The 24,340-nt window shown below is 50.3% G+C and carries 24 protein-coding genes and 2 pseudogenes; 8 read left to right on the top strand and 18 right to left on the bottom strand.

Going from position 1 to position 24,340, the window contains the following annotated elements; translation table 11 throughout:
• Positions 1 to 3 precede the first annotated feature (3 nt).
• Together purS and purC are read right to left on the bottom strand one after the other, a co-directional pair.
• Positions 4 to 252, bottom strand: a complete 249-nt coding sequence (gene purS, locus Q3F21_RS20555; protein ID WP_003389459.1) for a phosphoribosylformylglycinamidine synthase subunit PurS — start codon at positions 250 to 252, stop codon at positions 4 to 6.
• Complete coding sequence (gene purC, locus Q3F21_RS20550; protein WP_340257270.1) at positions 245 to 964, bottom strand: phosphoribosylaminoimidazolesuccinocarboxamide synthase; 720 nt, start codon at positions 962 to 964, stop codon at positions 245 to 247. The genes purS and purC overlap by 8 nt, the downstream gene beginning before the upstream one ends.
• Before the next feature lie 258 nt (positions 965 to 1,222).
• Between purC and Q3F21_RS20545 the strand changes: the two genes are divergently transcribed.
• Together Q3F21_RS20545 and Q3F21_RS20540 are read left to right on the top strand one after the other, a co-directional pair.
• On the top strand, positions 1,223 to 2,941 hold the full coding sequence (locus Q3F21_RS20545; protein WP_340257268.1) for a methyl-accepting chemotaxis protein: 1,719 nt from the start codon (positions 1,223 to 1,225) through the stop codon (positions 2,939 to 2,941).
• 62 nt (positions 2,942 to 3,003) lie between these two features.
• Positions 3,004 to 3,876 carry an MBL fold metallo-hydrolase gene (locus Q3F21_RS20540; RefSeq protein WP_425341287.1) on the top strand — a complete coding sequence of 291 codons (873 nt, stop codon included), beginning with the start codon at positions 3,004 to 3,006 and terminating at the stop codon, positions 3,874 to 3,876.
• A 283-nt stretch (positions 3,877 to 4,159) separates the two neighbouring features.
• Here the strand turns inward: Q3F21_RS20540 and Q3F21_RS20535 are convergent, their stop codons facing one another.
• Both Q3F21_RS20535 and Q3F21_RS20530 read right to left on the bottom strand, forming a co-directional pair.
• On the bottom strand, positions 4,160 to 4,750 hold the full coding sequence (locus tag Q3F21_RS20535) for a hypothetical protein (protein WP_340257264.1): 591 nt from the start codon (positions 4,748 to 4,750) through the stop codon (positions 4,160 to 4,162).
• Between the two features lie 208 nt (positions 4,751 to 4,958).
• Positions 4,959 to 5,759, bottom strand: a complete 801-nt coding sequence (locus Q3F21_RS20530) for a hypothetical protein (RefSeq protein ID WP_340257262.1) — start codon at positions 5,757 to 5,759, stop codon at positions 4,959 to 4,961.
• Positions 5,760 to 5,922: 163 nt separating this feature from the next.
• Between Q3F21_RS20530 and Q3F21_RS20525 the strand changes: the two are divergent.
• Positions 5,923 to 6,138: pseudogene (locus Q3F21_RS20525) on the top strand (MBL fold metallo-hydrolase); the annotation flags it as partial.
• 77 nt (positions 6,139 to 6,215) lie between these two features.
• Here the strand turns inward: Q3F21_RS20525 and Q3F21_RS20520 are convergent.
• Positions 6,216 to 6,758 (bottom strand): hypothetical protein, encoded by a 543-nt coding sequence (locus Q3F21_RS20520; RefSeq protein WP_340257260.1) that lies wholly within the window; start codon positions 6,756 to 6,758, stop codon positions 6,216 to 6,218.
• Positions 6,759 to 7,316: 558 nt separating this feature from the next.
• Entirely contained in the window at positions 7,317 to 7,484 is a 168-nt protein-coding gene (locus Q3F21_RS20515) for a hypothetical protein (RefSeq protein ID WP_340257258.1), read from the bottom strand.
• Positions 7,485 to 7,624: 140 nt separating this feature from the next.
• On the opposite strand from Q3F21_RS20515, the gene Q3F21_RS20510 reads away from it, so the two are divergent.
• The gene (locus Q3F21_RS20510) at positions 7,625 to 8,824 is read left to right on the top strand and encodes an iron-containing alcohol dehydrogenase (RefSeq protein WP_340257256.1); all 1,200 of its coding nucleotides are present in this window, start codon (positions 7,625 to 7,627) and stop codon (positions 8,822 to 8,824) included.
• A 168-nt stretch (positions 8,825 to 8,992) separates the two neighbouring features.
• The gene (locus Q3F21_RS20505) at positions 8,993 to 10,108 is read left to right on the top strand and encodes an aminopeptidase (protein WP_340257254.1); all 1,116 of its coding nucleotides are present in this window, start codon (positions 8,993 to 8,995) and stop codon (positions 10,106 to 10,108) included.
• Between the two features lie 69 nt (positions 10,109 to 10,177).
• Here the strand turns inward: Q3F21_RS20505 and Q3F21_RS20500 are convergent, their stop codons facing one another.
• Positions 10,178 to 10,993 (bottom strand): DUF169 domain-containing protein, encoded by an 816-nt coding sequence (locus tag Q3F21_RS20500; RefSeq protein WP_340257252.1) that lies wholly within the window; start codon positions 10,991 to 10,993, stop codon positions 10,178 to 10,180.
• Between the two features lie 201 nt (positions 10,994 to 11,194).
• Between Q3F21_RS20500 and Q3F21_RS20495 the strand changes: the two genes are divergently transcribed.
• Positions 11,195 to 11,779: a hypothetical protein gene (locus Q3F21_RS20495; RefSeq protein WP_340257250.1), complete on the top strand. Its 585-nt coding sequence runs from the start codon at positions 11,195 to 11,197 to the stop codon at positions 11,777 to 11,779.
• 78 nt (positions 11,780 to 11,857) lie between these two features.
• On the opposite strand, the gene Q3F21_RS20490 is transcribed toward Q3F21_RS20495, so the two are convergent.
• The 9 genes from Q3F21_RS20490 to Q3F21_RS20450 form a co-directional block, all read right to left on the bottom strand.
• The gene (locus Q3F21_RS20490) at positions 11,858 to 13,468 is read right to left on the bottom strand and encodes a gamma-glutamyltransferase family protein (protein WP_340257248.1); all 1,611 of its coding nucleotides are present in this window, start codon (positions 13,466 to 13,468) and stop codon (positions 11,858 to 11,860) included.
• Positions 13,469 to 13,496: 28 nt separating this feature from the next.
• Positions 13,497 to 14,027 carry a chromate transporter gene (locus Q3F21_RS20485; protein ID WP_340257246.1) on the bottom strand — a complete coding sequence of 177 codons (531 nt, stop codon included), beginning with the start codon at positions 14,025 to 14,027 and terminating at the stop codon, positions 13,497 to 13,499.
• Positions 14,024 to 14,599 (bottom strand): chromate transporter, encoded by a 576-nt coding sequence (locus tag Q3F21_RS20480; RefSeq protein ID WP_340257244.1) that lies wholly within the window; start codon positions 14,597 to 14,599, stop codon positions 14,024 to 14,026. Before Q3F21_RS20480 ends, Q3F21_RS20485 begins: the two co-directional genes overlap by 4 nt.
• A 32-nt stretch (positions 14,600 to 14,631) precedes the next feature.
• Positions 14,632 to 15,108, bottom strand: coding sequence for an Lrp/AsnC family transcriptional regulator (locus Q3F21_RS20475; protein WP_340257242.1), 477 nt, complete (start codon positions 15,106 to 15,108; stop codon positions 14,632 to 14,634).
• A 232-nt stretch (positions 15,109 to 15,340) separates the two neighbouring features.
• A complete protein-coding gene (locus Q3F21_RS20470) occupies positions 15,341 to 17,236 on the bottom strand; it encodes an FtsX-like permease family protein (protein ID WP_340257240.1) in 1,896 nt (631 codons plus the stop codon).
• Positions 17,211 to 17,981, bottom strand: a complete 771-nt coding sequence (locus Q3F21_RS20465; protein WP_340257238.1) for an ABC transporter ATP-binding protein — start codon at positions 17,979 to 17,981, stop codon at positions 17,211 to 17,213. The genes Q3F21_RS20470 and Q3F21_RS20465 overlap by 26 nt, the downstream gene beginning before the upstream one ends.
• Positions 17,982 to 18,078: 97 nt before the next feature.
• Positions 18,079 to 19,095 (bottom strand): sensor histidine kinase, encoded by a 1,017-nt coding sequence (locus Q3F21_RS20460; protein WP_340257236.1) that lies wholly within the window; start codon positions 19,093 to 19,095, stop codon positions 18,079 to 18,081.
• A complete protein-coding gene (locus tag Q3F21_RS20455) occupies positions 19,092 to 19,790 on the bottom strand; it encodes a response regulator (RefSeq protein ID WP_340257234.1) in 699 nt (232 codons plus the stop codon). Before Q3F21_RS20455 ends, Q3F21_RS20460 begins: the two co-directional genes overlap by 4 nt.
• A 200-nt stretch (positions 19,791 to 19,990) precedes the next feature.
• Positions 19,991 to 20,503 (bottom strand): sigma-70 family RNA polymerase sigma factor, encoded by a 513-nt coding sequence (locus tag Q3F21_RS20450; RefSeq protein WP_340257232.1) that lies wholly within the window; start codon positions 20,501 to 20,503, stop codon positions 19,991 to 19,993.
• Between the two features lie 345 nt (positions 20,504 to 20,848).
• On the opposite strand from Q3F21_RS20450, the gene Q3F21_RS20445 reads away from it, so the two are divergent.
• Positions 20,849 to 21,055: a hypothetical protein gene (locus tag Q3F21_RS20445; protein ID WP_340257230.1), complete on the top strand. Its 207-nt coding sequence runs from the start codon at positions 20,849 to 20,851 to the stop codon at positions 21,053 to 21,055.
• A gap of 267 nt (positions 21,056 to 21,322) precedes the next feature.
• On the opposite strand, the gene istB is transcribed toward Q3F21_RS20445, so the two are convergent.
• Positions 21,323 to 22,066: an IS21-like element helper ATPase IstB gene (istB, locus tag Q3F21_RS20440; RefSeq protein ID WP_340257228.1), complete on the bottom strand. Its 744-nt coding sequence runs from the start codon at positions 22,064 to 22,066 to the stop codon at positions 21,323 to 21,325.
• The gene (gene istA / locus Q3F21_RS20435; RefSeq protein ID WP_340257227.1) at positions 22,063 to 23,571 is read right to left on the bottom strand and encodes an IS21 family transposase; all 1,509 of its coding nucleotides are present in this window, start codon (positions 23,569 to 23,571) and stop codon (positions 22,063 to 22,065) included. Before istA ends, istB begins: the two co-directional genes overlap by 4 nt.
• Before the next feature lie 156 nt (positions 23,572 to 23,727).
• On the opposite strand from istA, the pseudogene Q3F21_RS20430 reads away from it, so the two are divergent.
• Positions 23,728 to 24,340, top strand: a pseudogene (locus Q3F21_RS20430) (hypothetical protein); the annotation flags it as partial.

The following is a 24,340-nucleotide window of genomic DNA, read 5'->3' as shown; positions in this document are numbered from 1 at the left end:
CGCTCAGCCCTCCACAATCTCAAAGCGATAGTCTTCGATGACAGTGTTGGCAAGCAGCTTTTCGCACATTTCGGAAACCCGTTCCTCCGCTTTGCTCAGGTCGGAAGTATCCAGCTCCACTTCCAGGTACCTTCCGATCCGCACGTCCTTCACCTCGTCGAATCCAAGCGAATGCAGCGCTCCTTTTACCGCGTGGCCTTGCGGGTCCAATACGCTTTGACGCAATGTAACGTACACGACAGCTTTATACATGTGCCTCTCCTCCCAATCGTTTGAGAATTTCCTGATACGCTTCCTCTACTCCGCCGAGATCGCGGCGAAAACGGTCCTTGTCCAGCTTTTCCCCCGTCTCGGCATCCCAGAACCGGCACGTGTCCGGCGATATTTCATCGGCGAGGAGAATCTCTCCTTCCGGTGTACGTCCAAACTCCAATTTAAAATCGACGAGGAGGATGCCCCTCTCCCGCAAATACGGCTGCAATACGTCGTTGACCATCAGTCCCAAACGCTCCAGTGCAGCCAAATCTTCTTCGCTGGCGATACCCATCACCTTGATATGAGAAGGATTGACGAGCGGATCTCCGAGCGCGTCGTCCTTGTAGTAAAACTCGACGACCGGCTGAGGAAGCACGGTGCCTTCCTTCATGCCCAGGCGCTTGGCCAGAGAACCGGCGGCGACATTGCGGACGACCACTTCCAGCGGAATGATCTCCACTTGCCGTACCAGCTGCTCCGTGGGCGACAACAGTCGGATAAAGTGATTGTCGATGCCGCGCTCTTTCAACATCGTGAAAAAGATCGCGGTAATCCGGTTGTTGAGTTCTCCCTTGCCGGTGATGGTCGCTTTCTTCTCTCCGTTAAAAGCAGTGGCGTCATCCTTGTACTCCACCCAATACTGATTGTCCAAAGACGTACGATAGATTCGTTTTGCCTTGCCTTCGTATAGTTGTTCTCGTTTTTCCACTTCCGGAGCCACCTTCCCCCGATGATATGGGTATGATCAAACCAATTCACGAACGATTCAATTTCATTAAAACATAATCATACGTTATTATCAACGGAAATTAGCAAATATACCTTCGACAAACGTTCGGAAATTACTGTATAAAATCTTTGTTTTGTTCCTTAATATTCGTTTACAATACATCCACACCAGATTTACATTCCTTCCTTACAATGAAAGCGGGACTATCTGACTATGCATTTTTTCAGGGGGACTGACATGATCAACGTACATTCCGTTTTTACGCCTCTCGCCTCTCCATTCGCCCTCCTCCGCAGGAACATACGGTTACAGACAAAGATCACCGTTCCGCTGCTGTGCCTGCTGCTTGTTTCCTCCGTCATCATCGGGGGCGCGTTTTATTTGCAAGCCAAACAGATGATTATCTCCCAAATGGAAGCGAGATTGGACTCGGAAACTCGCAAAATTACGGAAAAAATCGCGCTGTTGAAGTTCGCTTTTGCCGCTGACGACAAAACATACAAGAAAAGGCTGCAGTACGAGCTGCGCCAGCAGCAGGCCGGACTTGCCCAAAAGGGATTGGATATCCAGCAGTTCGTCGTTCGTGACGGCCGTTTTGAACCGATTGAAAACATCACCAAGCAGGCGATTGACTTTCCCGCGGAGCTCGCCGCAGAGATTCAGGCCCAGCGCTTTGGCGTTACCCATGTGAACGCGGGCGGTATCGTACATACACTTGCTTACAGTCACTCGCCTGAGGAAAATTTCATTTACATCATTGCCGTTCCGCAAAAGCAGTACCTTGCTCCCCTTGATCAAACCGGGAAATACATCTTGTTTACGATCGCCATGTGCCTGCTCCTCTCTCTGATTCTCTGCTGGTTCATCGTGCGGGGCATCACAGCGCCCTTCCAGACCTTGATTGCCAACATGCGCCAGGTCAGTACGGGCGACTTGACCCAGCGGACAGATCTCAGCCAGGAAGGGCCGGAAATCCGCTCCATCGCGGACAGCTTCAATCACATGGTTGGACAGATGGCAGACATCGTCACCGAGATCAAGCGGATGATCACCAAATTGAACCGGGACGGTCACGAGATTCGGCTTGCCGCCGAGGAGGCCGGAGAACAATCTGCGCTGTTGGCCCTTCGGCTGGATACAGTCAACAGGGGCGTCGAGGAAACGGCCAGCGCCACGGAGTCCGCCAGCGCCTCTTTTCAGCGGATGAAGACGGGCATGGATGAAATGTTTAAGGAAATCTCCTCTGTCCTTTTATCCGGAAAGGAGATGGAGCAAGTCGCGCTCAACGGGCAGGAGAGGATCGACGACCTCACCTCCATGATCCGCCGTTTTTCCGAGAGCTACGAGCAGCTTGACAACCGGATGTCGGCGCTTCGTGAACAATCCGAATCGATTGGAACCGTCGTCGGGCTGATCCAAAACATTTCCAGACAGACAAAGATGCTGGCGCTGAATGCGACCATCGAAGCAGCGCGGGCAGGGCAATACGGCCGGGGCTTCGCGGTCGTTGCCGACGAGGTAGCCAAGCTGGCCGGGGAATCGGAAACCGCAGCGGTCGAAATCTCTCGCATGATGCAAAGCATCCAAGGCGAGGCACACTCGGTTTCCGCGGAAACAACAGAGGCCGCCTGGCAACTGCAGCAAAGCATGGAAAAGCTTTCTGAAGCGGAACAAGCCTTTCTTCTGCTCAGGCAGACGATTGACCGGACCGCCGTCAAGCTGGAGAGTGCAAACACAGGCTTGTCCGGCATCGCTCACGGCCTGGATGAAGTCGATGCCACGCTCGAAACGTTCGTCGCCGTTTCCCAGGAGACCAGGACGAGCACGGAAGAGATGCTGCACACGTCCAAGGAGCAACTGGCCTCGATCGAAAAGTCGCGCAAGCTGGCAAGCGAACTGCTGGCCCTGTCCGGCCGCTTGCATGAGCTGAGCGACAAGTTTCAGGTTGCGTCATGATAATTTCGCTTCCAACTGCAAACAGTAAGAGGGAAAATTGACAGATGGGGAGGGGAATTTCATTGCGGGATACATATATTCCGGTCACCTCGGCGGCAAGCGGCATCGGCCAGGAGATCGCCTCTGACGTGTTCGCCCTTTGCATACAGGTCGTAAACCTCTGTTTTGTCTCACACGCTCAGTCCGGGCAGTGGGTGCTCGTCGATGCCGGGATGCCCAAGTCGGCTCCCGACATTGCGGCTGCCGCTGAAAAACGCTTTGGCCCGGGTGCGCGTCCAAAGGCAATTGTCCTGACCCACGGCCATTTTGACCACGTCGGCGCGGTGATCGATCTGGCCGAGCAGTGGGACGTTCCTGTCTTTGCTCACGAGCTGGAAAAGCCTTATCTGGACGGCACCTCCGATTACCCCGAGCCGGATGCGGGCGTAGAGGGCGGTCTGGTCGCGAAGCTGTCGCCGCTGTTCCCGAACGGAGGCATCGATCTGGGCAGCCGGCTGCAAAGCTTGCCGGCAGACGGGACCGTTCCGTTTATGCCGGGGTGGCGCTGGATTCATACGCCCGGCCACTCCCCCGGCCACGTCTCTTTGTTTCGCGAGCAGGACCGGGTGCTGATCGCCGGGGATGCTTTTGTCACAGTCCGGCAGGATTCTCTCTATAAAGTGCTGACACAAATGACCGAGATTACCGGTCCGCCCCGCTACTTTACGACTGACTGGGAGGCCGCCCGCGATTCAGTGGCAAAACTGGAAGCGCTGCGACCGTCGGTTGCGGTCACAGGTCACGGTCTTCCCGTCTCGGGTGAAGAGCTGGCAGAAGGACTGGCGCGGCTGGTTCGCGACTTTGACAGCATCGCGCTTCCCGATTACGGGCGGTATGTGCCTGAGCGCTCCGTTCAGACGGACTCTGCAGGCCAGGGGGATCGTGTGCTTTTTTAGCAACAGGAAAACGCGGGGGAATTCCCGCGTTTTTGCTTCTCGGTGGTTTGCCAATGTCAGGGCAACTCTTGCATTAAGAAAAGTCGTCATCAACTATTCAAGTACCTAACCTATTTAAGTACCTACCTTCGATTAGCATGTTGAGAGTTTACATAAAAATTGACTTGAAGATAATTAAGCGGGTAGTATTAAAAAACCGATCTGCTTAGCGGTAAGAAGAATCCGATTCTAGTGGGTTTATTTCATTCTAATGTTTCCTCCTACCATAGTCCTTGAGTACCCTTTATTTTCCAAATCCCTTCAATGTTAAATCTATATTATTTAAATATTCATCAATTTGCTCCTTTGAATGATTTTTAATTACCTCATCAGGGTGTACAATTAAGTTGTACAAATTTAATTTTGCTAAGTCATTATTTGCGGTTGGGTATATCATTGAATACATCTTGTTCAACTCATTCATCATTGAAGTGCCAGTTTTTTTTTCTTCATACCTATCACCGAAATAGTCATACAAATCAAAAGTAGTACTTCTTAATTGTGTAATTATCAATTTTATTTTTTGGTTTGTTTCATCATTATAATATTGTTCAAGGTCGTTAAATACTATTTCAGATACATCTTCATAGATGGCTCTTTTTTCAAGCCCTATTTTATTACCTTTGATAAAATATCTTAAATTTTCTTGATTGTTTTCGGACAAGAGTTCACTTAAACCATAATAAAACATTGCATATGAGTACAATTGTTCGGCATAATGAAACCGAGTCTCATATGCTTTACTTTTTATTGACATTGACTTTTGGTTAAAACCTACCATCAGAACAAGGAAAAGCACTATACAGGCAAGTGAAAATAAAATAGGCTTTTTCATTTTGGGTAACCCCTTCAAAAAAAATTTGCAAAGTGACAATAACATGATTAGAGATTTTCCGAATAGATAAAGTTGGATTCCCAGAAAAAATAGGTAAACTAAGTAACTAATTGTATTTTAGCATTTTTCTACCGTACCGTCTTAAAATTATCCAGTCTTCACATGAAAAGTTCCACCCTTACTATGGATGGAACCTTTTTTGTAATAGTTATTTCAATTCTAAATAAGCACCTGTCGACCAATATGGTCCATCTTTCTCAACGCTACGTTGCCAGGAAACATTAAACCCACCATTACCTAAACCTGCACTTCCTCCAATTCCCGTTAGTGAAGTACTTGTGCGTGAATGCTCATACTGCATTTGAATCCTGTCGTTAAATTTTGTAGAAGCATCTTCTAAATAAGCTGTGATTAATCCACTTTCAACGTATTTTTCGTTGAACCAAAAACCAACTCCTCCATTACTAATTCTTGTAGCTAGTTCAATTGAACCCTTCTTAGTTCTACTTCCCTCCGCTGTATCAAAATAGACAGTTCTTTTCCCTTGGTAATCATATCCTTTTATGGAAATGCTCCCACCCGAGATGGGCATAGTGTCTTCATTATTTGTAAATACCCCGATAAAGTCCCAAGGTTGGCTCCCAACTATATCTCCCCACCACCATTCACCTAGATAAACATATTGATCCGAATCATCGTCATAAATAATGGATTCATCGTACTTAAAGTTATAAACAAACTGAGGTGATATTTCTGAGTTGTTTTCTCCTTCTACTTTTTTTGTTGTTTCCTTTTTAGACTTCACTTGTATGCTTCCGTACTTATTACTTAAAGCTTCAAGAGCCTTATCAAAGTCTCTAGTGGATTCATATTGTTGCTCGAAGTATTCTAGCTTTTCTTTAGTTGATACCTTGTTTTTATTTTCTTTCGCAAAGCCAATGGATGGAACAACTAACATTACGGCCGAAATACCCATTATCATGCTATTTTTCAAAAAATTACCTAGCATTGAGATAACCTCCACAATTGTATTTTCCCTTTATTTTACATTAGAATTTTGGGATTTATCTACCTTTTTGTAAATTTTTATATAAATATATTTAAAACACCTAGACATACCGTTAATTTGAAAATCCTTTCAACAAAAGTCACCTCTGAATAGCGCGGGGATTCATACCCCTTGCCACGTCTCTTTGTTTTGGGAGCAGGACCGGGTGCTGGTCGCCGGGAATGCTTTTGTCACGGTGAGACAGGATTCTCGCTATAAAGTGCTGGCGCGGCTGGTTCACGACTTTGACAGCATCGCGCTTCCGGATTACGGGCGGTATGTACCCGAGCGCTCGGTTCAGACCGGCTCTGCGGGCCAGGGGGATCATGCGCTTTTTTAGAAAACAGAAAAAACGCGGGGATTTCCCGCGTCAGATTCAAAAAGCCCCTTTCGGATGAAACGGGGCTTTTCAATGGTTTAGTATGAATCTGTTTTGATTACAAATCCAAATGGGTGTTCTTGATCATCCTTATAGGCATTGATTCGAAACCCTCTGTAAACTGTTTTACTTTTCTCATGATTCGAATCCAAAGCAGAAGCGAAGTGCTTCTCTAATTTGAATTGATAGTGATTGTCTTCATGGATGTAGGGCACCTCCTTGATCTCTTTATCCGTATATAATTGTTTTCCTTCTGAATCCAAAAGAACGTCCAAAATCGTTATATGATCGAATTCTGTGCCGCCAAAATCGATGGTAACTGTCTCGCCGCTTTTGTAGTATGCAATCTCTGGATGAACCGTTGGATCAAACGCAAATGTGAATTGGTCTTTGAAATTTTGTACACCTTTCAAATCATGCAAGGGGGAAGTATCCTCTCCGATCACTACATTTTTTGCCTCTTTCCTGTCTGGATTCTCAACGACTACACTGTTTTTTTCCTTCGTCTCAGAGGCATCCCCGCATCCGCTAATTCCTGCCAGGATCAAAGCCAGTAGCAGAAAGCCTTTGAAGCTGTTCATTTTTTTCATCCTCATTTCTATACATTTTCTTGTGGTTAAATGGGCTCTTAAATCTGGATTTCCCAGTATGATTGCAATGGGAAAACTTCACCATATCTCTTGCATTTTGTAACCATTTCATTTTCTGCTCGTCTCAACGTCACATTAACGTCTTGCCGGGTGTTTTATCAACATGCGGAAAATCTAAAATAGATTTATTCTTCATTAGATACTACCACCTTAACAACGTTAATAGGGGACCAGTCAACTGCCCTTCTAATAGTTTATCCGATGACACGCTACACTGGAATCACCATCCTGTTTTTCCTGTATTCACCATACCCCCATCCCCTCTGTATTTATAACCAATGAGGTTCCCACGTGTAAAAGCTTGTTTTCATACCCGGTTATTTCCCCGACCGTTTCTGTATCGAAATGTTCTAGGGATATTCGATTTCCATTTGTTGTTTAGCATTTCTTTCCCTCATCCCGCGTCTTTTTTGCTTTTGGCCGCTTTGGCGATCAGGCCCCCGGGATGCCAATACATAAACCGCTAGCCGGAAAAAGTCACAAGGCGACCTAACCGTTTCGATTGCGTCTCACGATATCCAAAGCTGCACCGTTAGCGGCATCATGCTTCAAAATTTTTTCCGCAATTTCAACGGCTTCCTCGCCACAGATGTATTGTCCCGACAACTCGTAAAACAGCAAGAGATATTCCAGAAGCTCCACATCGTCCGGCGACAACTCTGCTGCCTTTCGCGCGTGATAAAGAGCCGATTCATAACCGCCCTCGTAATGATTAAGTACCCCCGTCCTCCAAGCCCGCTCCCTTTTTGTGATACACTATCTAGATGGAAAGAATCCGTGAAAGGATGGGATTTGTCATGTTGCCGTTTGAATTGTCGTTTCCGACTCGCATATGGTTTGGAACCGGGGAAATCGCAAGGGCAGGACAGGAAGCAAAGAGCCTCGGGCAAAAGGCGCTGCTCGTCACCGGCGGAAGCTCCGCCAAGCGGACAGGCTTGCTGGACAGAGTGCAAGCCTTCTTGAACGAACAGCAGATTCCCCATGTGCTCTTTGACAAAATCGAACCGAATCCCCGTACTTCGACCGTCGATCAGGGAGCTTCCCTTGCCCGCGAGCACGGTTGCGATTTTATCATTGCCCTCGGCGGAGGTTCGGTGATGGACGCGTCGAAGGCGATCGCGGCAGCCGCTTTATCCGGCCGCCCGATTTACGATTACATGCGCGGAAATCCGAGCGGGACCGCAGGGGAGCTGGTCCCCGTACAGGAGGCCTTGCCGCTGATGGCGATCCCGACAGTCGCGGCTACCGGCTCCGAAGCCAACAACATCAGCGTACTGACGCACTGGGACACCCACGAAAAATCGTCGATTAACGGACCCGCCCTGTACCCCCGGGTAGCGATTCTGGACCCGGCCCTGACGTATACCGTCCCCGCTCACGTAACAGCCGAGGCGTGCGCCGATATTTTTGCGCACATGTTTGAATCGTATTTGATCAGCGCCCCGGGAACATATGTGCAGGACGGAATTACGGAGTCGCTCATCCGTCTCGTCGTCGAGCACTCGCTGACAGCGATACGCCAGCCCGATCACGAAGAGGCCCGTGCGACGCTGCTGTGGGCCAGCACCCTTGGGATCAGCCCATTCGCCATCGGCGGTCGCGGGGCAGGCATGCCGCTCCACCAGATCGAGCATCCTCTGAGCGGGCATTACGACATGGCCCACGGACGCGGACTGGCGATCCTGTCACTACCCTATTTTGAGCAGATCCTTTTGCAAGACCGTCCGGAACGGCTGGCACAAATGGGACGGGAATGCTTCGGCGTATCGGAAACGGGTGAGCTGGCCGCGGCGCTGGCCGCGATCAAAGCGGTACAGCGCTGGTACGAGGCGATGGGCATCACACAGCGTCTATCCGACTTCGGCATCGACAAAAACGCGCTGCCAAAGCTCGCCCGCGAGTCGATCCTCATCGGCGGCAGAGGAGCCGGCCATCTGCCAAGCTCCCGCCCCCTGTCCGGGCAGGACGTTATCTCGATCTACGAAGCGTGCTTGTAAACACCGAACGCAGACTTTCGGACGGGGAACTCTGCCATTCATGCCTCCAAGGCAGTTTGCAGCCGCCCGGAGAGTTGTGAATATGCTCGTCCAAACGACTGGCAAGGCTGTTTCCGCTATGCGATAATATGTTTGATAAAAAATTTTTTATTATGGAGGTTACACGCAATGGCAGATCCGCGCGTTAACGAGCTAGCCAGTCGCCTCATCCGTTACTCGCTCAACCTGCAAAAAGGGGAAAAGGTTCTCATTGAAAATACCGGCATCCAGGTGCCGCTGGTACGCGCACTGGTGCGAGAGGCGTTTGCAGTAGGCGCGCTCCCCTTGGTCACGCTGAAAGATCAGGAGATTCTGCGCGCCTTGAAGCAAGGGACAAGCAAGGAGCACATGGAGCTGATCGCCAAGCATGAGCTGGCCCGCATGAAGGACGTCGACGCCTACATCGCCGTTCGCGCTTACGACAATATCAACGAGTACGCGGACGTGTCCGAAGAAAAAATGGGCCTGTACTCCCGTCACTGGTATCAGCCGGTTCACACCAACGAGCGCGTACCGAACAAACGCTGGGTCGTGCTCCGCTACCCGAACAAATCGATGGCCCAGCTGTCCAACATGAGTCTGGAGGGCTTCGAGGACTTCTACTTTGATGTGTGCAACCTGGACTACTCCAAGATGTCCAAGGCGATGGACCCGCTCAAAGCGCTGATGGAACGCACGGACCGCGTACGCATCGTCGGTCCGAAAACAGACCTGTCCTTCTCGATTAAGGGCATCCCGGCGATCAAGTGCGACGGCAAGCGGAATATCCCGGACGGCGAGGTTTACACGGCGCCGATCCGCGATTCTGTGGAAGGAACGATCTACTACAATGCCGCATCCAACTACCACGGCATCTCGTTTACCGATGTCCAATTTACGTTCTCCAAAGGGAAAATCGTCGAGGCCACCAGCTCCGATACGAAAGCCCTGAACGAAATTTTGGATACGGACGACGGCGCTCGCTATATCGGTGAATTTGCAATCGGCTTTAACCCGCACATCCTGCATCCGATGCTCGACATCTTGTTCGACGAGAAGATTGCCGGCAGCTTCCACTTCACCCCCGGCAATGCCTACACCGTGGCAGACAACGGCAACCGCTCCTCGATTCACTGGGATCTGGTGCAAATCCAGCGGCCGGAGTACGGCGGCGGCGAAATCTGGTTTGACGATGTGCTGATCCGCAAAGACGGACGGTTTGTGTTGCCGGAGCTGGATGGTTTGAATCCGGAGAATCTAGTGTAAAGCCTCTGCACAGAAGTAGACTGCTCGCTCTCAAGAAGGCGGGCAGTCTTTCTCTTTCTTTCCCTTTTATTACTTCTCTTTTTCCGGTTCCTCTCCCGCGCTGACCTCGGTCATCGCCCCGGGAAACATGCTGGCCAGCTTTTGATAAGTAGGCGGAAACTCTGCCTGGTAGCGAAGATACGTGGGAATCGGGTAGCGAATGCCGCCTCTGTTCGTCCCCTCCAAGCCTGCAATCAGCTCGGCCGCGTCGCGAAAGTGAAAGCTGAACGCCATCTCGTGATCCTGCGTCTGGGCAAACAGCCGGTCGCCATAACAGGGAACGATCACCTGCGGCTCGCCGGTTTGCAGCGGCTTGATGGCAATATCGGCACAGTCGGCCCGGCTGGAAAATGTGGATGGGATCGACCCGCCCCGTTTGTACAGCATCCCCGCGACCAGCCGCATGACCTGGGCGGAATTTCCGTAAATCACGACTACATCCGGTTCAAAAGGAGCCCGCTCCAGCGGAAACGAGACATAGAATCCGCTCTCTTCCCGCGAAAACTTGGGTACATCCTGCTCGCTTTTGGCGCCAGCCTCCAGAGAATCCGTGTACATGCCACAGGCGAGGTGACCTTCGGAATAAAACGGAAGCTGCTCTTCATAACCGAAGGCCACTTGGGCGATCGGACAGGAGAGATCGGCGCCGTTCATGGCAATCGTCCAGCCGTAGCGACGGGAAAAGCTGACGGCCTGGCAGATCGTGATAAGATAGCCCAAATCCTGTGACGGACGCTTGGCTTTCGGAGGCAGTTCGCTCTCCCTCTTGACAATTTTGATCCCCACCGGAAAGGTGTCAGGTCGAATAAACGATTGGATGGCTTCACGCAATTGCTGCACGCTCATAAACTTTTCCCTCCGTCCACTTTTTTGAATATTTCTTCATTTCGCCGAAAAAACCTGTTTTTCCTCACAAATTGCGGAATTACTGTCAGAACATCCACACATTACAGAAATGTAAGGTGAAGGAAAGGTAAATCGATTTATTGCGGGCAGTTTTTATAGTACCTTACTCATAGAGAAAGTTTGTTGGAGGAAGCAAAAGAAATGAAGAAGTTGGGGATTGTCGTGATAAGTATCGCATTCTTGCTGCTGGCCGGCTGCGTGCGCCAGTCCTCCCCTGAGCAGGTCCAGGGACTTGGAAAGGCTGAGGCTGCCGCAATTGCCCAAGCGGCGGTGAAGAAGTTCTTTCAAGCAGAAGTGGATATCGAAGACCGGGAAGTGACCTTGGAAGATCCCGATTCCTTGCTTGACAGCGATTCTCGCCAGCCGATCTATAGAGGAGTGCCCGTCCACGCCGTTCTCAAGCGAAAGCCGCAGGACGGAGATATCGCGGCCTTTCATGCGATTATTGATCCAAAGACAAAGCAAATCTTGTCCCTTTCCATAGATCGAATGAACAAACAGACAACGCAGACAACGTCGCTGGCATCCGAAGAGCTGGAGCGGATCGCGGCTGATTACGTCCGCTCCCAGTCGCTTTTGAGCCCGCAAGCCGTGAAACTGGTGAAGTCTTCTCCCGTCAACACGGGCGACCGAAAGCAGTACTTTTATTTCACTGACGATTTGCATACTGTAGCTGTCGGGGTTGATACGGACTTGCGGCAGATCGTAACCTTTACGTTTGACTGACGGCTGCCGGGAGCCTCTCTCCAATTGCGAAAGGCCGGGAGTCTATCCCGGCCTTTCCGTTGTTTTCTTGTGCTGATGTCACCACGCCGCGATACAGCTGTCCGTCCGCATGTCGGTCCCGCCGATCAAAACGCCGCTGTCGTCCCGCCAGATGATCTGGCCGCGGCCAAATCCGCCGAAGCCCTTCACCCGCCTGATCTCATGCCCCTTTCTTTCCAGCTCTTGTGCGATGCGTTCGGGAAAGTGCTGCTCTACCTCCACCGTCCGGCCTTCTACCCAGCGCCACCGCGGCGCATCCAAGGCGGCCTGCGGATTCAACTGAAAGTCGACAGTGTTCATGACCACCTGCACGTGACCCTGCGGCTGCATGTATCCGCCCATGACCCCGAATGGTCCTACCGGTTTCCCGTCCTTGGTCAAAAAGCCGGGAATAATCGTGTTGAAGGATTTCTTCCCCGGCTCCAACCGGTTGTCATGCTCAGGATCAAGCGAGAAGTTGTTCCCGCGGTTTTGCAGGGCTATCCCCGTACCCGGTACGACAATCCCAGATCCAAATCCCATGTAGTTGCTTTGGATGAACGACACCATATTTCCGTCGCCATCCGCTGTGGCCAGATAAACCGTACCGCTGCCAACCGGCTTGCCGGACTCGGGAATCCCGGCATGGTTCCCGATCAGGCTGCTGCGGTACGCCGCATATTCCTCGGCCAACAGGTCCTCCACCCTGACACTCATCTTGTCCGCTTGCGTGATGTAGTGCAGTCCATCGGCAAAAGCCAGTTTGATCGCCTCAATTTGCTTGTGGCAGGTTTCCGCCGAATCCCTCGCGTCAAAATCGTAGCCTTTCAGCATATTCAGCGCCAGCAGCGCGACCAGCCCCTGACCGTTCGGGGGAATTTCCCACACATCGTAGCTTCTGTAGTTGACGCTGATCGGCTTAACCCACCCGGGCCGATACGCAGCCAAGTCGTCCAGGCGAAGATACCCGCCGCATTCGCGGGAAAAGGCGTCGATCCGCTCGGCCAATTCTCCGCTGTAAAAGCTGTCTCCCTCCGTCTCGGCAATTTTCCGAAGCGTCTCCGCGTGACCGGGAGAGCGCCAGATTTCCCCTGCTCTCGGCGGTCGCCCCGCGGGAGCAAACGTGGTAAACCAATGGGCGAATTCCCGACCCGTACAGAGCTGCATGTATTTGCGATAGGCCGCCTCCCAAAAATGAGCGAGTGTCGGCGACAGCGGATAGCCTTGTTCCGCATAGGCGATTGCAGGCTGTAGCACGTCTGCAAGCGGCAGCTTACCGAATTTTCCGGAAAGCTCGACCCATGCCGACGGCGCACCCGGTACCGTCACCGGCAGCCAGCCATACGTTGGCATTTGCTCATGCCCATGCGCTTTGACCGCCTCGATGGAAATGCCGCCTGGCGCCGGGCCGCTTGCGTTTAAGCCGTGAAGCCTGCCGTCTGTCCAGACGAGGGCGTATGCGTCGCCGCCAATCCCGTTGGAGGTAGGCTCTACCACGGTCAGGCAGGCCGCTGTGGCAATCGCCGCATCGACGGCGTTTCCTCCTCGCTTCAGCATATCCAGTCCCGCCTGGGCCGCCAACGGCTGCGAGGTCGCCACCATGCCGTTTCTGGCATAGGTCGTTACGCGGCGGGATGCATACGGGTACTCCATCGGGTTAAAGAAGGTCATAGACATGCCTCTCTTTCAACTGAAGTGATCAACTGATAAAGAAAAACCCGTACCCCATCGCCAGCAAGATCACCAGCGCAGGGTGCAGCTTCCACTTTTCCAGCAGGAGAAAAGCGGCGACCGAAAGAATAGCGGTCTGCATCCACCCGATCCCCTCGACGGCTCCGAGCAGAAACTCGTAGGTCATGATCCCAAGCAGCACCGTCACGATGGGACGAACCGATTGCGTCATCGCCTTTACCTGGGGGGCATCGCGAAACAGGTTGAGCGCGCCGAGCAATGCAATCATGGCGATGGCCGTCGGAGCGACGGTAGCGAAAAGCGCGACCGTCGCTCCGGGGACACCCGCCACCTGATAGCCGACATACCCGGCCAGCTTGGTCGCGATCGGACTGGGGAGCGCATTGGCGACGGCCAGCACTTCGCCGAACTCCTGCATCGTCATCCATCCGTAATGGTCGACGACTTCATTCTGGATCAGCGGGATGCTCGGCGGTCCGCCTCCGTACCCGAGGATGTTGGAGATGAAAAACGCCCAAAACAATTGCAGGTAGATCATGCTCCACCCTCCCCTCCGCCCCGCTGCTTGCGAACCGCCCAGGTGGCGTAGCCAAAGGACAAGACCAAGGCGATGCCGACCACGATACCGGGATGCAGATCAAGAAACAGCAGAGCCACTACCGATAAAAGCAAAGCGACAGCGGCGCCGCTCTTGTTCTTGCTCCCCTGCCAGCCCTTTTGCAGAAACTCCCAGGTCAGCACGGCCGTCATCACGGCGATGACAGGCTGGATCGCCTGGATCATGCCGTATATGCCCGGCGCATCCTTCCATTGGTAGATCACCTGCAGCAGCGCAATCATCGCCAGAACAGTGGGCAGCACCACCGCGCAGTTGGCGACCAGCGCGCCCGTCCAGCCTTTCACGCGATAACCGATATAAGCGGCCAGCTTGGTCGCGATAGGTCCGGGAAGCGCGTTGGCCATAGCCAAATTGTCGGTAAAATCCTCCTCGCTTACCCATTTGTACTTTTTCACGCATTCGGTATAAAACAAGGGGACCATCGTCGGTCCTCCCCCATAGCCAAAAATTCCGATCCGAAAAAAGGCAAGAAACAACTCCCAATAGACCATGCTGTCCTCCCTCTCTGTTGCTTCCTTCCGTTTCAACGAACATATGTACAAGATGATTTCAATGATTTCAATTCGTGGATCACATTCATGCGAACAATTCCGGGAATCTTGTTCAGCCTGTTCAGTAAAAAACAGGACAGCTCCTCGTGGTCCCGGTGCAATACCTGTATCATGATCTGGTATTCTCCCGAGGTCAGGACGATCTCCCGAACCTCGTCGATGTCTTGCAGCTCGGCTGCCGCTTCGTCGAGCCTGCCGGCCTCGACTGCCAGCTGGATCAACGATGACAGCGTCAGTCCCGCCTTTGCTGGATTCAGCATGCCGATCAGACTGAGCACCTCAGCGTCCTGCATCTGCTGTACCCGCATCCGAACCGTCTTCTCTGTCACCCCCAGTTCTTTGGCGATCTGGGTAAACGGCAGCCGCGCATTATCCTGCAAAGCTTTGGCGATACCGTAATCCAAATCGTCCAGCTCGGAATATCGCAATCGTTCCAAATTCCTCGTCATGCTCCCCCTGCCTTTTTTTCGCTCGTTTTCCGCTTGAACAGCGCATGTTACAGAAAGATATGCGCCGGCCAAGGACGATTATCAGATTTTTAGTTAGCATAATATGGAACCGGGCTCCGCGCAATATGTTCCCTGCATTTCCATTGGCTCCCTCTTTTGCACAAGCGAATAAAAACAGGCGTCACAGACGGAAGCTTTCGTCGTGACGCCCTGCTATACACTGATGAAAAGATTACTGGATAGACCGCTTCAGATTGAACAAATAACGGTTGCGAATGATCCAGAAGTAAACGAATTGTACGAGAACGAAGCTTGCCAGTACGATCGCCGTCGGCTTGACCACGGACGCGATCATCATGACCTTCAAGAGGCTGTTCAGCGAGACGAATGCGACTGCGCTGTGTACAATCGCTACGATGATCGGGACAAAGAACAGCAGTCCGATCTGTGTCGTCACGATGCGGGAAAGCTCTTTCTCGGAAAGACCGATTTTCGTAATCGCTCCGTATTGTCTGCGATCGCTCTCCAGATCGGTGTACAAGCGGAAGTACAAGAAGCTTCCTGCCGCGACGAAAAACAGAACGCCGACAAACAATCCAATGAACAAACTCGTATTGGTCATTTGCTTCAGCCCGTGATAGATAGGGGCCCGCGCTCCGAAGGAATACGCCCCCTCATGCCCCTCGGAAATCTCCATCTTAAGCTTTTCGCTCAGTTCTTTTGTCTCTTTCCATCTGTCCACCTGGTACAAATAGTTGTATTCCAGATCGCTCTCTTTTGCTTGGGCGTATACACTGTCTGCCACTATCACCAATTGATTGCCGCTCAAGGATCTCAACATGGAAAATCCTTCAATGCCAGTGGGCTTCAGCTGTTGACCGGCGATCGTCAGCTGGCCGTCTTCTTCACCTCTTAATTTCTCGCCCGGCCAGCGTTGATAGTAGAAAGCTTCCCCTTCCCCCACCTGCACCTCATCCGCGTCTGCCGCACGAGCCGCGCGGTTGTAGTCGGTGACGCCGACAATCGATATCCCTTGATGCTCTTCTTTGTTCGAGGAGAGATACTTTCCGGTTACCTCCGATTTTTCAAAAGCAAAGCCGCCCTCCTGTAGAGCCTTCTCGATCTTGGCCGCTGTCGCCTCCCGCTGCTTCGCGTCTGCGCTGGTCAGATATTCAAACGCAAACGGATTCGTCCTCACTGTCGTCTCGGTGATCGAGGAGGCCAGCGCGGCCAATGTCCCGATCGCGCAAAATGCCACCGTCGACACGATACAGACGAGAAAAAACATGCGGGCGTTGTCTTTCATGCGGTAGGCCAAATCAGACAGGGTGACAATGTTGGTCTTGTTCCAATAAAAACGCCGATTGCGTTTCAACAGCCTGATCAAAAAGACGCTCAACTGGGTGAACAGCAGATAAGTTCCGGCGATTGTCAAGGCAATGACCGGAAACATCAAGACCATGACAAACGGACCTTCTGCCCAAAAAGCCAGGGCATACGCCATGATCAGCAGAGCCGCCGCAAGCAGCGACAGGAAGACGGACGCCTTTGGCTCCTGCTTCGGCCGTTGGCTTCCTTGCAGTAGCTCCAGCAGGTTGCTTCTTTTCAAAAACAACACGGTAAAGACGGAGATAGCCACAAACAAGCACAAGAAGCAGACGATCGTCAGCAGCATGGCATCCAACGGAAGATAAAAGGGGAGCGGTTCTACATCGAGCAGGAACCCGGCAAATTGGAAAAACAGTTTTCCGAGAACCATCCCGAGCCCAATTCCAAACACGATCGACAGTGCTCCGATCATCATGTTTTCCATGAAGATCAGTTTGTTCCTCTGCCCTTGCGTCATGCCGTGCATCATTAAAATGCCGAACTCTTTTTCCCTTCTCTTCAAAAAGGCACCAACACAGTAGAAGAGAAAGAAGAAGGCAAACAGAAAAATGATGTATTCGGCCGCAATCATCCCTTGGGCTACAAAACGGTGAATCTCCCCATTTTCAACTCCCGGATGGTAGATGAACATCGCGTAGATGAAGAAAATCATCACCGAAAAGACACTGCTCAAAAAAAATGCGGCATAGGTTCGCTTGTTCCGGGAGACGTTGTTAAACGCGAATTGACGAAAGGTCATGCGTATTCCCTCCCAGAAGCGACAGCGCATCGATGATTTTCTGGAAGAACGCCTGTCTGCTTTCTCCGCGATACATCTCGTTGTGAAGCTGGCCGTCCTTGATAAAGATGACGCGGTGACAATAGCTCGCGGCGAGTGGATCATGCGTGACCATCATCATCGTCGTGCCATCGTTTTTGTTGATCGTCTCCAATGTTTCCATCACGTTGCGGGACGCTTTGGAGTCGAGGTTGCCGGTCGGTTCGTCAGCCAGCAGGAGGGAAGGCGTGTGAATGATTGCCCGGGCAATCGCCGTCCGTTGGCGCTGGCCTCCCGAAATTTCGTACGTCCGCTTTTCCAGGATGTCCACGATCCCGAGCTTTTCGGCGACGGTCTGAAGCTTCCCGTCCATTTCGGCGACGCTTTTGCCGTCAAGGGTCAGCGGCAGCACGATGTTTTCGCCGACCGTCAACGTATCCAGCAGATTGAAGTCCTGAAACACAAATCCCAGCTCTCTTCTGCGGAACAGGGCGAGCTGGTTCCGTTTCAATTCATGCGGGTTGGTGCCATTGAGCAGCACCTCGCCCGAGGTCGGAGAATCAATCGTCGAAATCATGTTCAGAAGCGTGGTTTTCCCGCTTCCGGACGGACCCATGATCCCGACGAACTCACCCTTTTTAATGGTAAAATCGATGTCGGTCAACGCCCTATACGTGACCCTGCCGCCGTATATTTTGCTGAGGCGCTTTACATGCAGCATATCCATGTGCGCTTCTCCTTTCCATTTCATGCCTGATCTGCAGATAGGTAGCATCCTTTACTGCTTACCACTATACGGAAAGCGCGCATGTTCATCCATCGAATTAGCTTTCATCCAGCTTACGTTCTTGTAAGGTTGGCACAATAGCCGAAAATACGATGCGGACTTTTGTTCCCACACCGACCTCCGACTCCAGCTCTACGGAATGATGAAGGCGGCCGCAGATTTCCTTTACCAGGTAAAGTCCCATCCCTGTCGATTCTGCGTACTTGCGCCCGTTTTCACCAGTGAAATACGGGTGACATACGCGCTGAATATCTTCCGGCGGAATGCCGATTCCGCTGTCCTCTACCTCGAGGACTCCATGCTGTCCTCTGGTGTACGAGCGGATCGTCACCTTGCTGCCTTTTTTGTCCGAGTAGCGCACTGCATTGGTCAACAGCTGGCCTAGAACAAAGGAGAGCCATTTATCATCCGACTCCACCACCAAGTGTTCGTCTACGGCCAGCTCGGGATACACCTGATTGCGAATAAACAGCCGCTTGTTCTCTGACACGACATTTTGGACCAATTTTCTCAGGGAGACAGGCTCGATCAGGTAATCCTGCTCAAAGCGGTCCAAGCGGGCGCTGTAAAGAACCGTCTCCAGTCCCCTTTTGATCCTGTCCACCTCTTCACGGACGCTTTCAATCCGCGGATCGTCATCGTCCTGGAGCAGGAGGTGAATGACAGAAATCGGGGTTTTCATTTGATGCACCCACTGCTGAATGAAGGTTGTATGATCCCGCTGCTTGGTCTCATACATGTGGAGCTGTTCTTTGAAGAGCCGGTACTGGTTTTGAAACGTTTGATCCATCGCCTGCCCGAGCGGAGTATTTCCATGCGTCAGCGTCAGCTCCTCCAGGTTCCGGACCGGAGTGCTCAGCCGCCGGTAGACGTACCGGTTGGCCAGGTAGCGGATTACTAAAAAACAGCCTGCGAAAAAGACGCACAAGAAAACCGCGTAGCTGATCAAAGAAGGATTCCAGTAGCCGTCCAGGCCGAAAATGAGGATCAGCAGGACAAGCTGAATGAAAAATATCGCAAGAAATGACCATTGGTCACGCAAGAAGAGCTTCATTCCGCATCCTCCCACGTCACCTTCAAGCGGTATCCGGAGCCGCGGACTGTCTCAATCGCCCCGTCCAGTCCCAGCTCTTTCAGCTTGCCGCGCACACGCGTGATGTAGACGTTCAGCGTATTTTCATCGACGAACTGCTCGTCCCACAGCTTTTCCAACAGGCGCTCGCGGCTCACCACCCGGGGGTATTGATTGAGCAGCGCTTCCAAAAGCAGCGCTTCCTTTTTGCTCAGCTCCACCTTTTCCTCGCCCATGGTCAATTCCATACGCTCCAAAAACAGGCGCAAACCCGCTACTTCCACGGTCCGCTCCGTCTCCTGCGGAGCGTACATCCCATATGCGCGCCGCAGCTGGCTGCGAATTTTCGCCAGTACGACATCGTAATCAAACGGCTTGGTAATGTAATCATCCGCCCCGTTCTCCAGTGCCATCACCTGATCCATCTTGCTCTCCCGCGCGGAAATAAACAAAATCGGACAGTTGGACACCTGACGAATCTGGCGGCACCAGTAAAACCCGTCAAACTTGGGCAAATTGACGTCCAGCAGGACCAAATCAGGCTGCCCTTGGGAAAATACATCCATCACCCGGTCAAAGTGATCTACGTTTATCGTTTTGTATCCGTACTTCTCCAATTGCCCCTGAAGCAGCTGGTTGATCTTCGGATCGTCTTCCACAATCATAATCGTCGACATTGATTATGCGCCTCACTTCCATCGTCTCTATTTTTACTATACCAAAAAATCGGATAAGCCCCCAATGGACAGAGCTGCTCCCGAACTGGGCAAAAAGCCCCTCTCACTGGGTCTCAGCCAATCTGAAAACCGTGCCGAACCTAAAAAGAACGGGACAGATCCTGGATCCATCCCGTTCTTTCTATGCTTCCGCCCGCTTCTCATACACGGGACATCAATTTTTGCAGCTTTTTTATCCCGCGGAAATGAAGAATTTTCACAGACGCTTCCGTCTTTCCGAGAATCTCGGCAATCTCGTTCATCCGCAGGTCGGCCAAGTACCTGAGCGAAATCACGTTTCGCTGGTCGGCTGTCAGCGTCTTTACGTTTTTCCACAGGTCTTCGTGGGACTCTTGATTCAATACGCGCTCCTCCGGCAGCTTTTCGCTCGTGACCAGACTCGAGAAAACCTCTTGATCCGCCGGATATTCCCGTTTTTTGCGAAGGTAGTCGATCAATGTATTGTGCGCGATACGGAAAATCCATGCGCCGAAAGGATGGCGTCCGTCGTACTGGTCCAGTTTGGAGTACACCTTGACAAATACAGTTGTTGTCAAGTCCTCGACGTCCCATACATTGCGGACGCGATAGCGGAAATAGCGGTAAATTTTCCCCGAGTATTCTTCATATATGTGTTTGTGATCGGTTGACTGAAGTTTTCTCACAGTATTCATGGTCCTTGCTCCCGTATGTTCGTTTTTTTCTGTATGAAGGTTCGTATGAATTGTCTTTATTGTAAAAGGCCCGGGAGAAAGGAACCATCGAGTTATATTTCATCTTCCTTACAGTTTTGTAAGGTGGCGATTTGCGTTGGAAGGTGGGGGATTTATTCAAATACACATACTGATGTTCTCCTTGTCACTAACATGGGGCAAAGCAGCTAAGCTTTGGCAGCTCAAAAGTTAAAACAAACGTGAAATATTTGTGAATGACAAAAAGCGACATTCTTTTATGATGCAAATATGTTAACTTATTTTTGTAAAATATTTGAAAAGATGGTATGAATGGGGAATAACTTATTGAAAGCTTCGTTACTCTCGCTATTAGCAATGGGCCTTTCTGCAAGTTCCCTGTTTAGTAGTACACCAATTCTAGCCAAAGATACCCCCTCAACATTTGAAGAACTCCCTCAATTTGCAACCAAACAAAGCGTAAATATTATCCTTTACGATGAAGATGGAAAAATTGAAAAAGAGTTTTATGCCGATGGGCTTGAAGTAACTTAAAAATATCAAAACGGGGTAATGACTGAATCCGAGGATAACAAAGGCAGAAAACAAAAATACAAGAAGCGGGACAACTACGTCGAAATAAGCGAGTATGAAAACGGGAAAGAACTTTTTACACATAGTCTTTCGCAGAGCGATTATGATTTTCCCGAATTTACAACCCTCGTGTGAATGTCAATCAGTAAGTTGACCACTGTGCTCATCAAAAAATTGACCACCAGGCAAAAATTTAATCCACCCGTTGGGTGGGTAACTTTTTCATGATCACGATCTTTGAATACTTTGCTTAAATCGATAGCTATCTCCATTCATAGCAAAGATATGGGCACGATGTGTGAGCCTATCAACCAGTGCTGCTGTCATTTGTTCATCTTTAAAAATCTGTGTCCAATCAGCAAATTCTAGGTTACTGGTTATAATGATGCTACCTTTCTCATAACGAGCTGCACAAAATTGAAATAATAACTCCGCTCCTGTTCTGCTAAGGGGGACAAACCCTACTTCATCTAAAATGATCAAATCGGTTTTCAGCCATTGTTTCTCCAACTGGAGGATTCGCTTTTGGGACTGAGCTTCCATAAGTTCGTTGCATATTTTCGCCGCTGTCCAAAACTGTACGGAATAACCATGTTGGCATGCCTCCTTCCCAAGGGCAATGGAGAGATGGGTTTTACCTGTGCCTGAGTTTCCGACAAACATGATGTTCTCCGCCTTTTCAATATACTCGCACCGAGCAAGTTGTAACAATTTTGGTTTATTAAGAGACGGAATCGCTGAGAACTCGTATTGATCGAGGGTTTTCACGGACGGAAACTTGGCGTACTTGATTCGGCTTGTGATTTGGTTTGTATCTCTTTGCAGAACTTCTTGTTCCAGGAGGGCTAAAAGGAACTCCTCATAAGGTATTTGTCGTTCGGCAGCATCATGGGCCATTTCCTTATAGACACGTTTAATCGCGGGTAATCGAAGGCGTTTTGCATAGGTTTCGAGCAAGAAAGTTGTACTCAATGAACCACACTCCTCTTATGTAACAAACGATTGTACTGGTTAAGATCGGGGACTTTTACTTGAATACGCGGAACAGAACTATCTTCAGCCAACGAGAGTTGGGGGAGACGATGTTCCGGTAGCGTACGCTGAAACAATAATTGCCTTACGGCATCATACTGGAACATACCTTTTTGACAAGCTTCCTCAAGTGCTTCTTCTACAAGAGAAGAATCGAATTCTCGGTGCAGTAACAAGAGTCGAACGAATTCCTTCATTCCTCCTGCTCGAAAACGACACTTGTCCAAGAATTGTTGGTAAATGGGAGGCAATCCCGCCTGATGTAAAGGTCGGGCATATAAAACCGCTCCAGGACGAGTCAGAAGCAAATCCAGATAATGATCGTATTGCAATAGCTCCCTTCCTTTTTCTAAGCATCGCTCATGTATAGCGATTAGGCTTTTTCCGTGATACACCTCAATCCGTTCGGCAAACACCCGACAAGTGAGCTCGGTAGATGCATGGGAAACAGGGACGGAATAGGCATTTTTTTCGAAGTGAATCATGGACAGAGTGTTACTTTTTACGGATACGACGCGGCAACAATCCAATGGTCGTGAAGGCAACGGGAGCATGACAATCTGCTCTCGAGCAAATGCTTCTCCAACAGTTTGAGAAGACCTTGGAACGATTGTTGTCTCGTAAGAGATACATTTTTCAAGGAGGATTTGATTGAACTCCTCCAGAGAAGAAATACTGGGTACAGGGGTAAAGAATTGCTTCTGAACAAATTGTACGAGATTTTCCACTTGGCCTTTTTGATGTCCTTTTCCCGGATCACAGAAATAGCTTTCGAACAGGTAGTGGGCACGTAACTGAACAAACCGCTCTTGCTCCTCGCGGTTTTTACCTTCCAATACCTTCTTTACAGCTGTTGTCAGGTTGTCATACGTAACGATCTGAGGAACAGCACCGAAAAACGCAAAAGCATCGACATGCCCTTGAAGAAGAGCTTCTTGCTTTTGATGAAAGAAAGTTTTGACAAAAATCTTTCTGCTGTAGGTACAACGCATACAAAAGACTTGAACCTTCACCTGTTTACCCTGTAAAAGAACCGTAACCTCACCCCAGTCAAATTGAGCAAATTTCCCTGGCGGGAAGTCAAGGGGGACGAACGCTTTCGGAGGAGAGTTTCTTACTTGTCTGACGTAACGGCGTACCGTAGATTCACCGCCGGTGAATCCGTATTCGTCAACAAGTCTCTGATAGATACGAGTGGCAGTATGACGTTGCTTGGGAGGAGCCTGTTCATCTTGACGCAGCCATTCCAAGATGATGGGTTTGACGGAATCAATGACTGGCTTTGGTTTCGGTTGAGAAAGCTGGTACACAGGGATTTCAGTTGATTTCAGGGCTTTTCGTATGACTTGACGGGAATAGCCGGTTTCGCGAGAAATTTGCCGAATAGGCTTCCCTAGCAGAATGTGTTGTTTCCTGATAAACTCATAATTAGCCATCTGAAGCATTTCCTTTCCTCCTATACCTTGATGTCTGGACAACATTCAAGATACAGGAAAGAGGTGCTCAGGTGGTAAACTTTTTTATGAGCGATGTACCACTAGGTGGTCAATAATTAGATTAGCATTCACACCCTCGATCACGAAGAACGTGACAAAGACAAATTGGACACCCAGATTAATCAGGAAAACGAACCTAATGATGAAGATTCCTTGCAAATTGAAAGGAAAAACTCCTACGAAGATTATTATGTGAACGGAGTTCTTATGAACAACCTTGTTCCAGGTTCTTGCCCCTGTTCATCCGGGACATCAGACAAATTCATTAACCATAACTCTATGACAGAAAGGGAGATTCAGTCGTTTTTTGAGGAGAAGGGTTCAATCCTGAAGGACCCTGTGCAAATTTGGAGGAAAGATTCCAACGGAAAAGTTTATAATACCAACAAAACCATCCTTCCATCCAAAGCCATCTATAATGCTGTACAAACACACAGAATGAACCCGAAAGTGGTTATTGTTACCCTCCAAAAAGAACAAAGCCTTGTTTCTGCAAAGCCTGGAAGCGAACCATACTCGTCTCGCCGTTTTTACTACGCGATGGGGTACGGTGCGACGGATGGTGGAGATTTGAAGGGAACCAGCGGTTTTGATATTCAAATCGATAAAGGAACAAAACTGTTTAAGGATTTGTGGTATGAATCTCCAGGCGGCAGTTATCCCGTTCTGTTTGAAAACATCAATTACGGAAGAACCAAAACCTCCAATGGTGTCACAT

Origin of the sequence: Brevibacillus borstelensis (assembly GCF_037834415.1) — a bacterium.
GTDB classification, from domain to species: domain Bacteria; phylum Bacillota; class Bacilli; order Brevibacillales; family Brevibacillaceae; genus Brevibacillus; species Brevibacillus borstelensis_A.
Note: the sequence above shows the minus strand (reverse complement) of the source record. Positions and strands in the feature narration are given on the sequence as shown.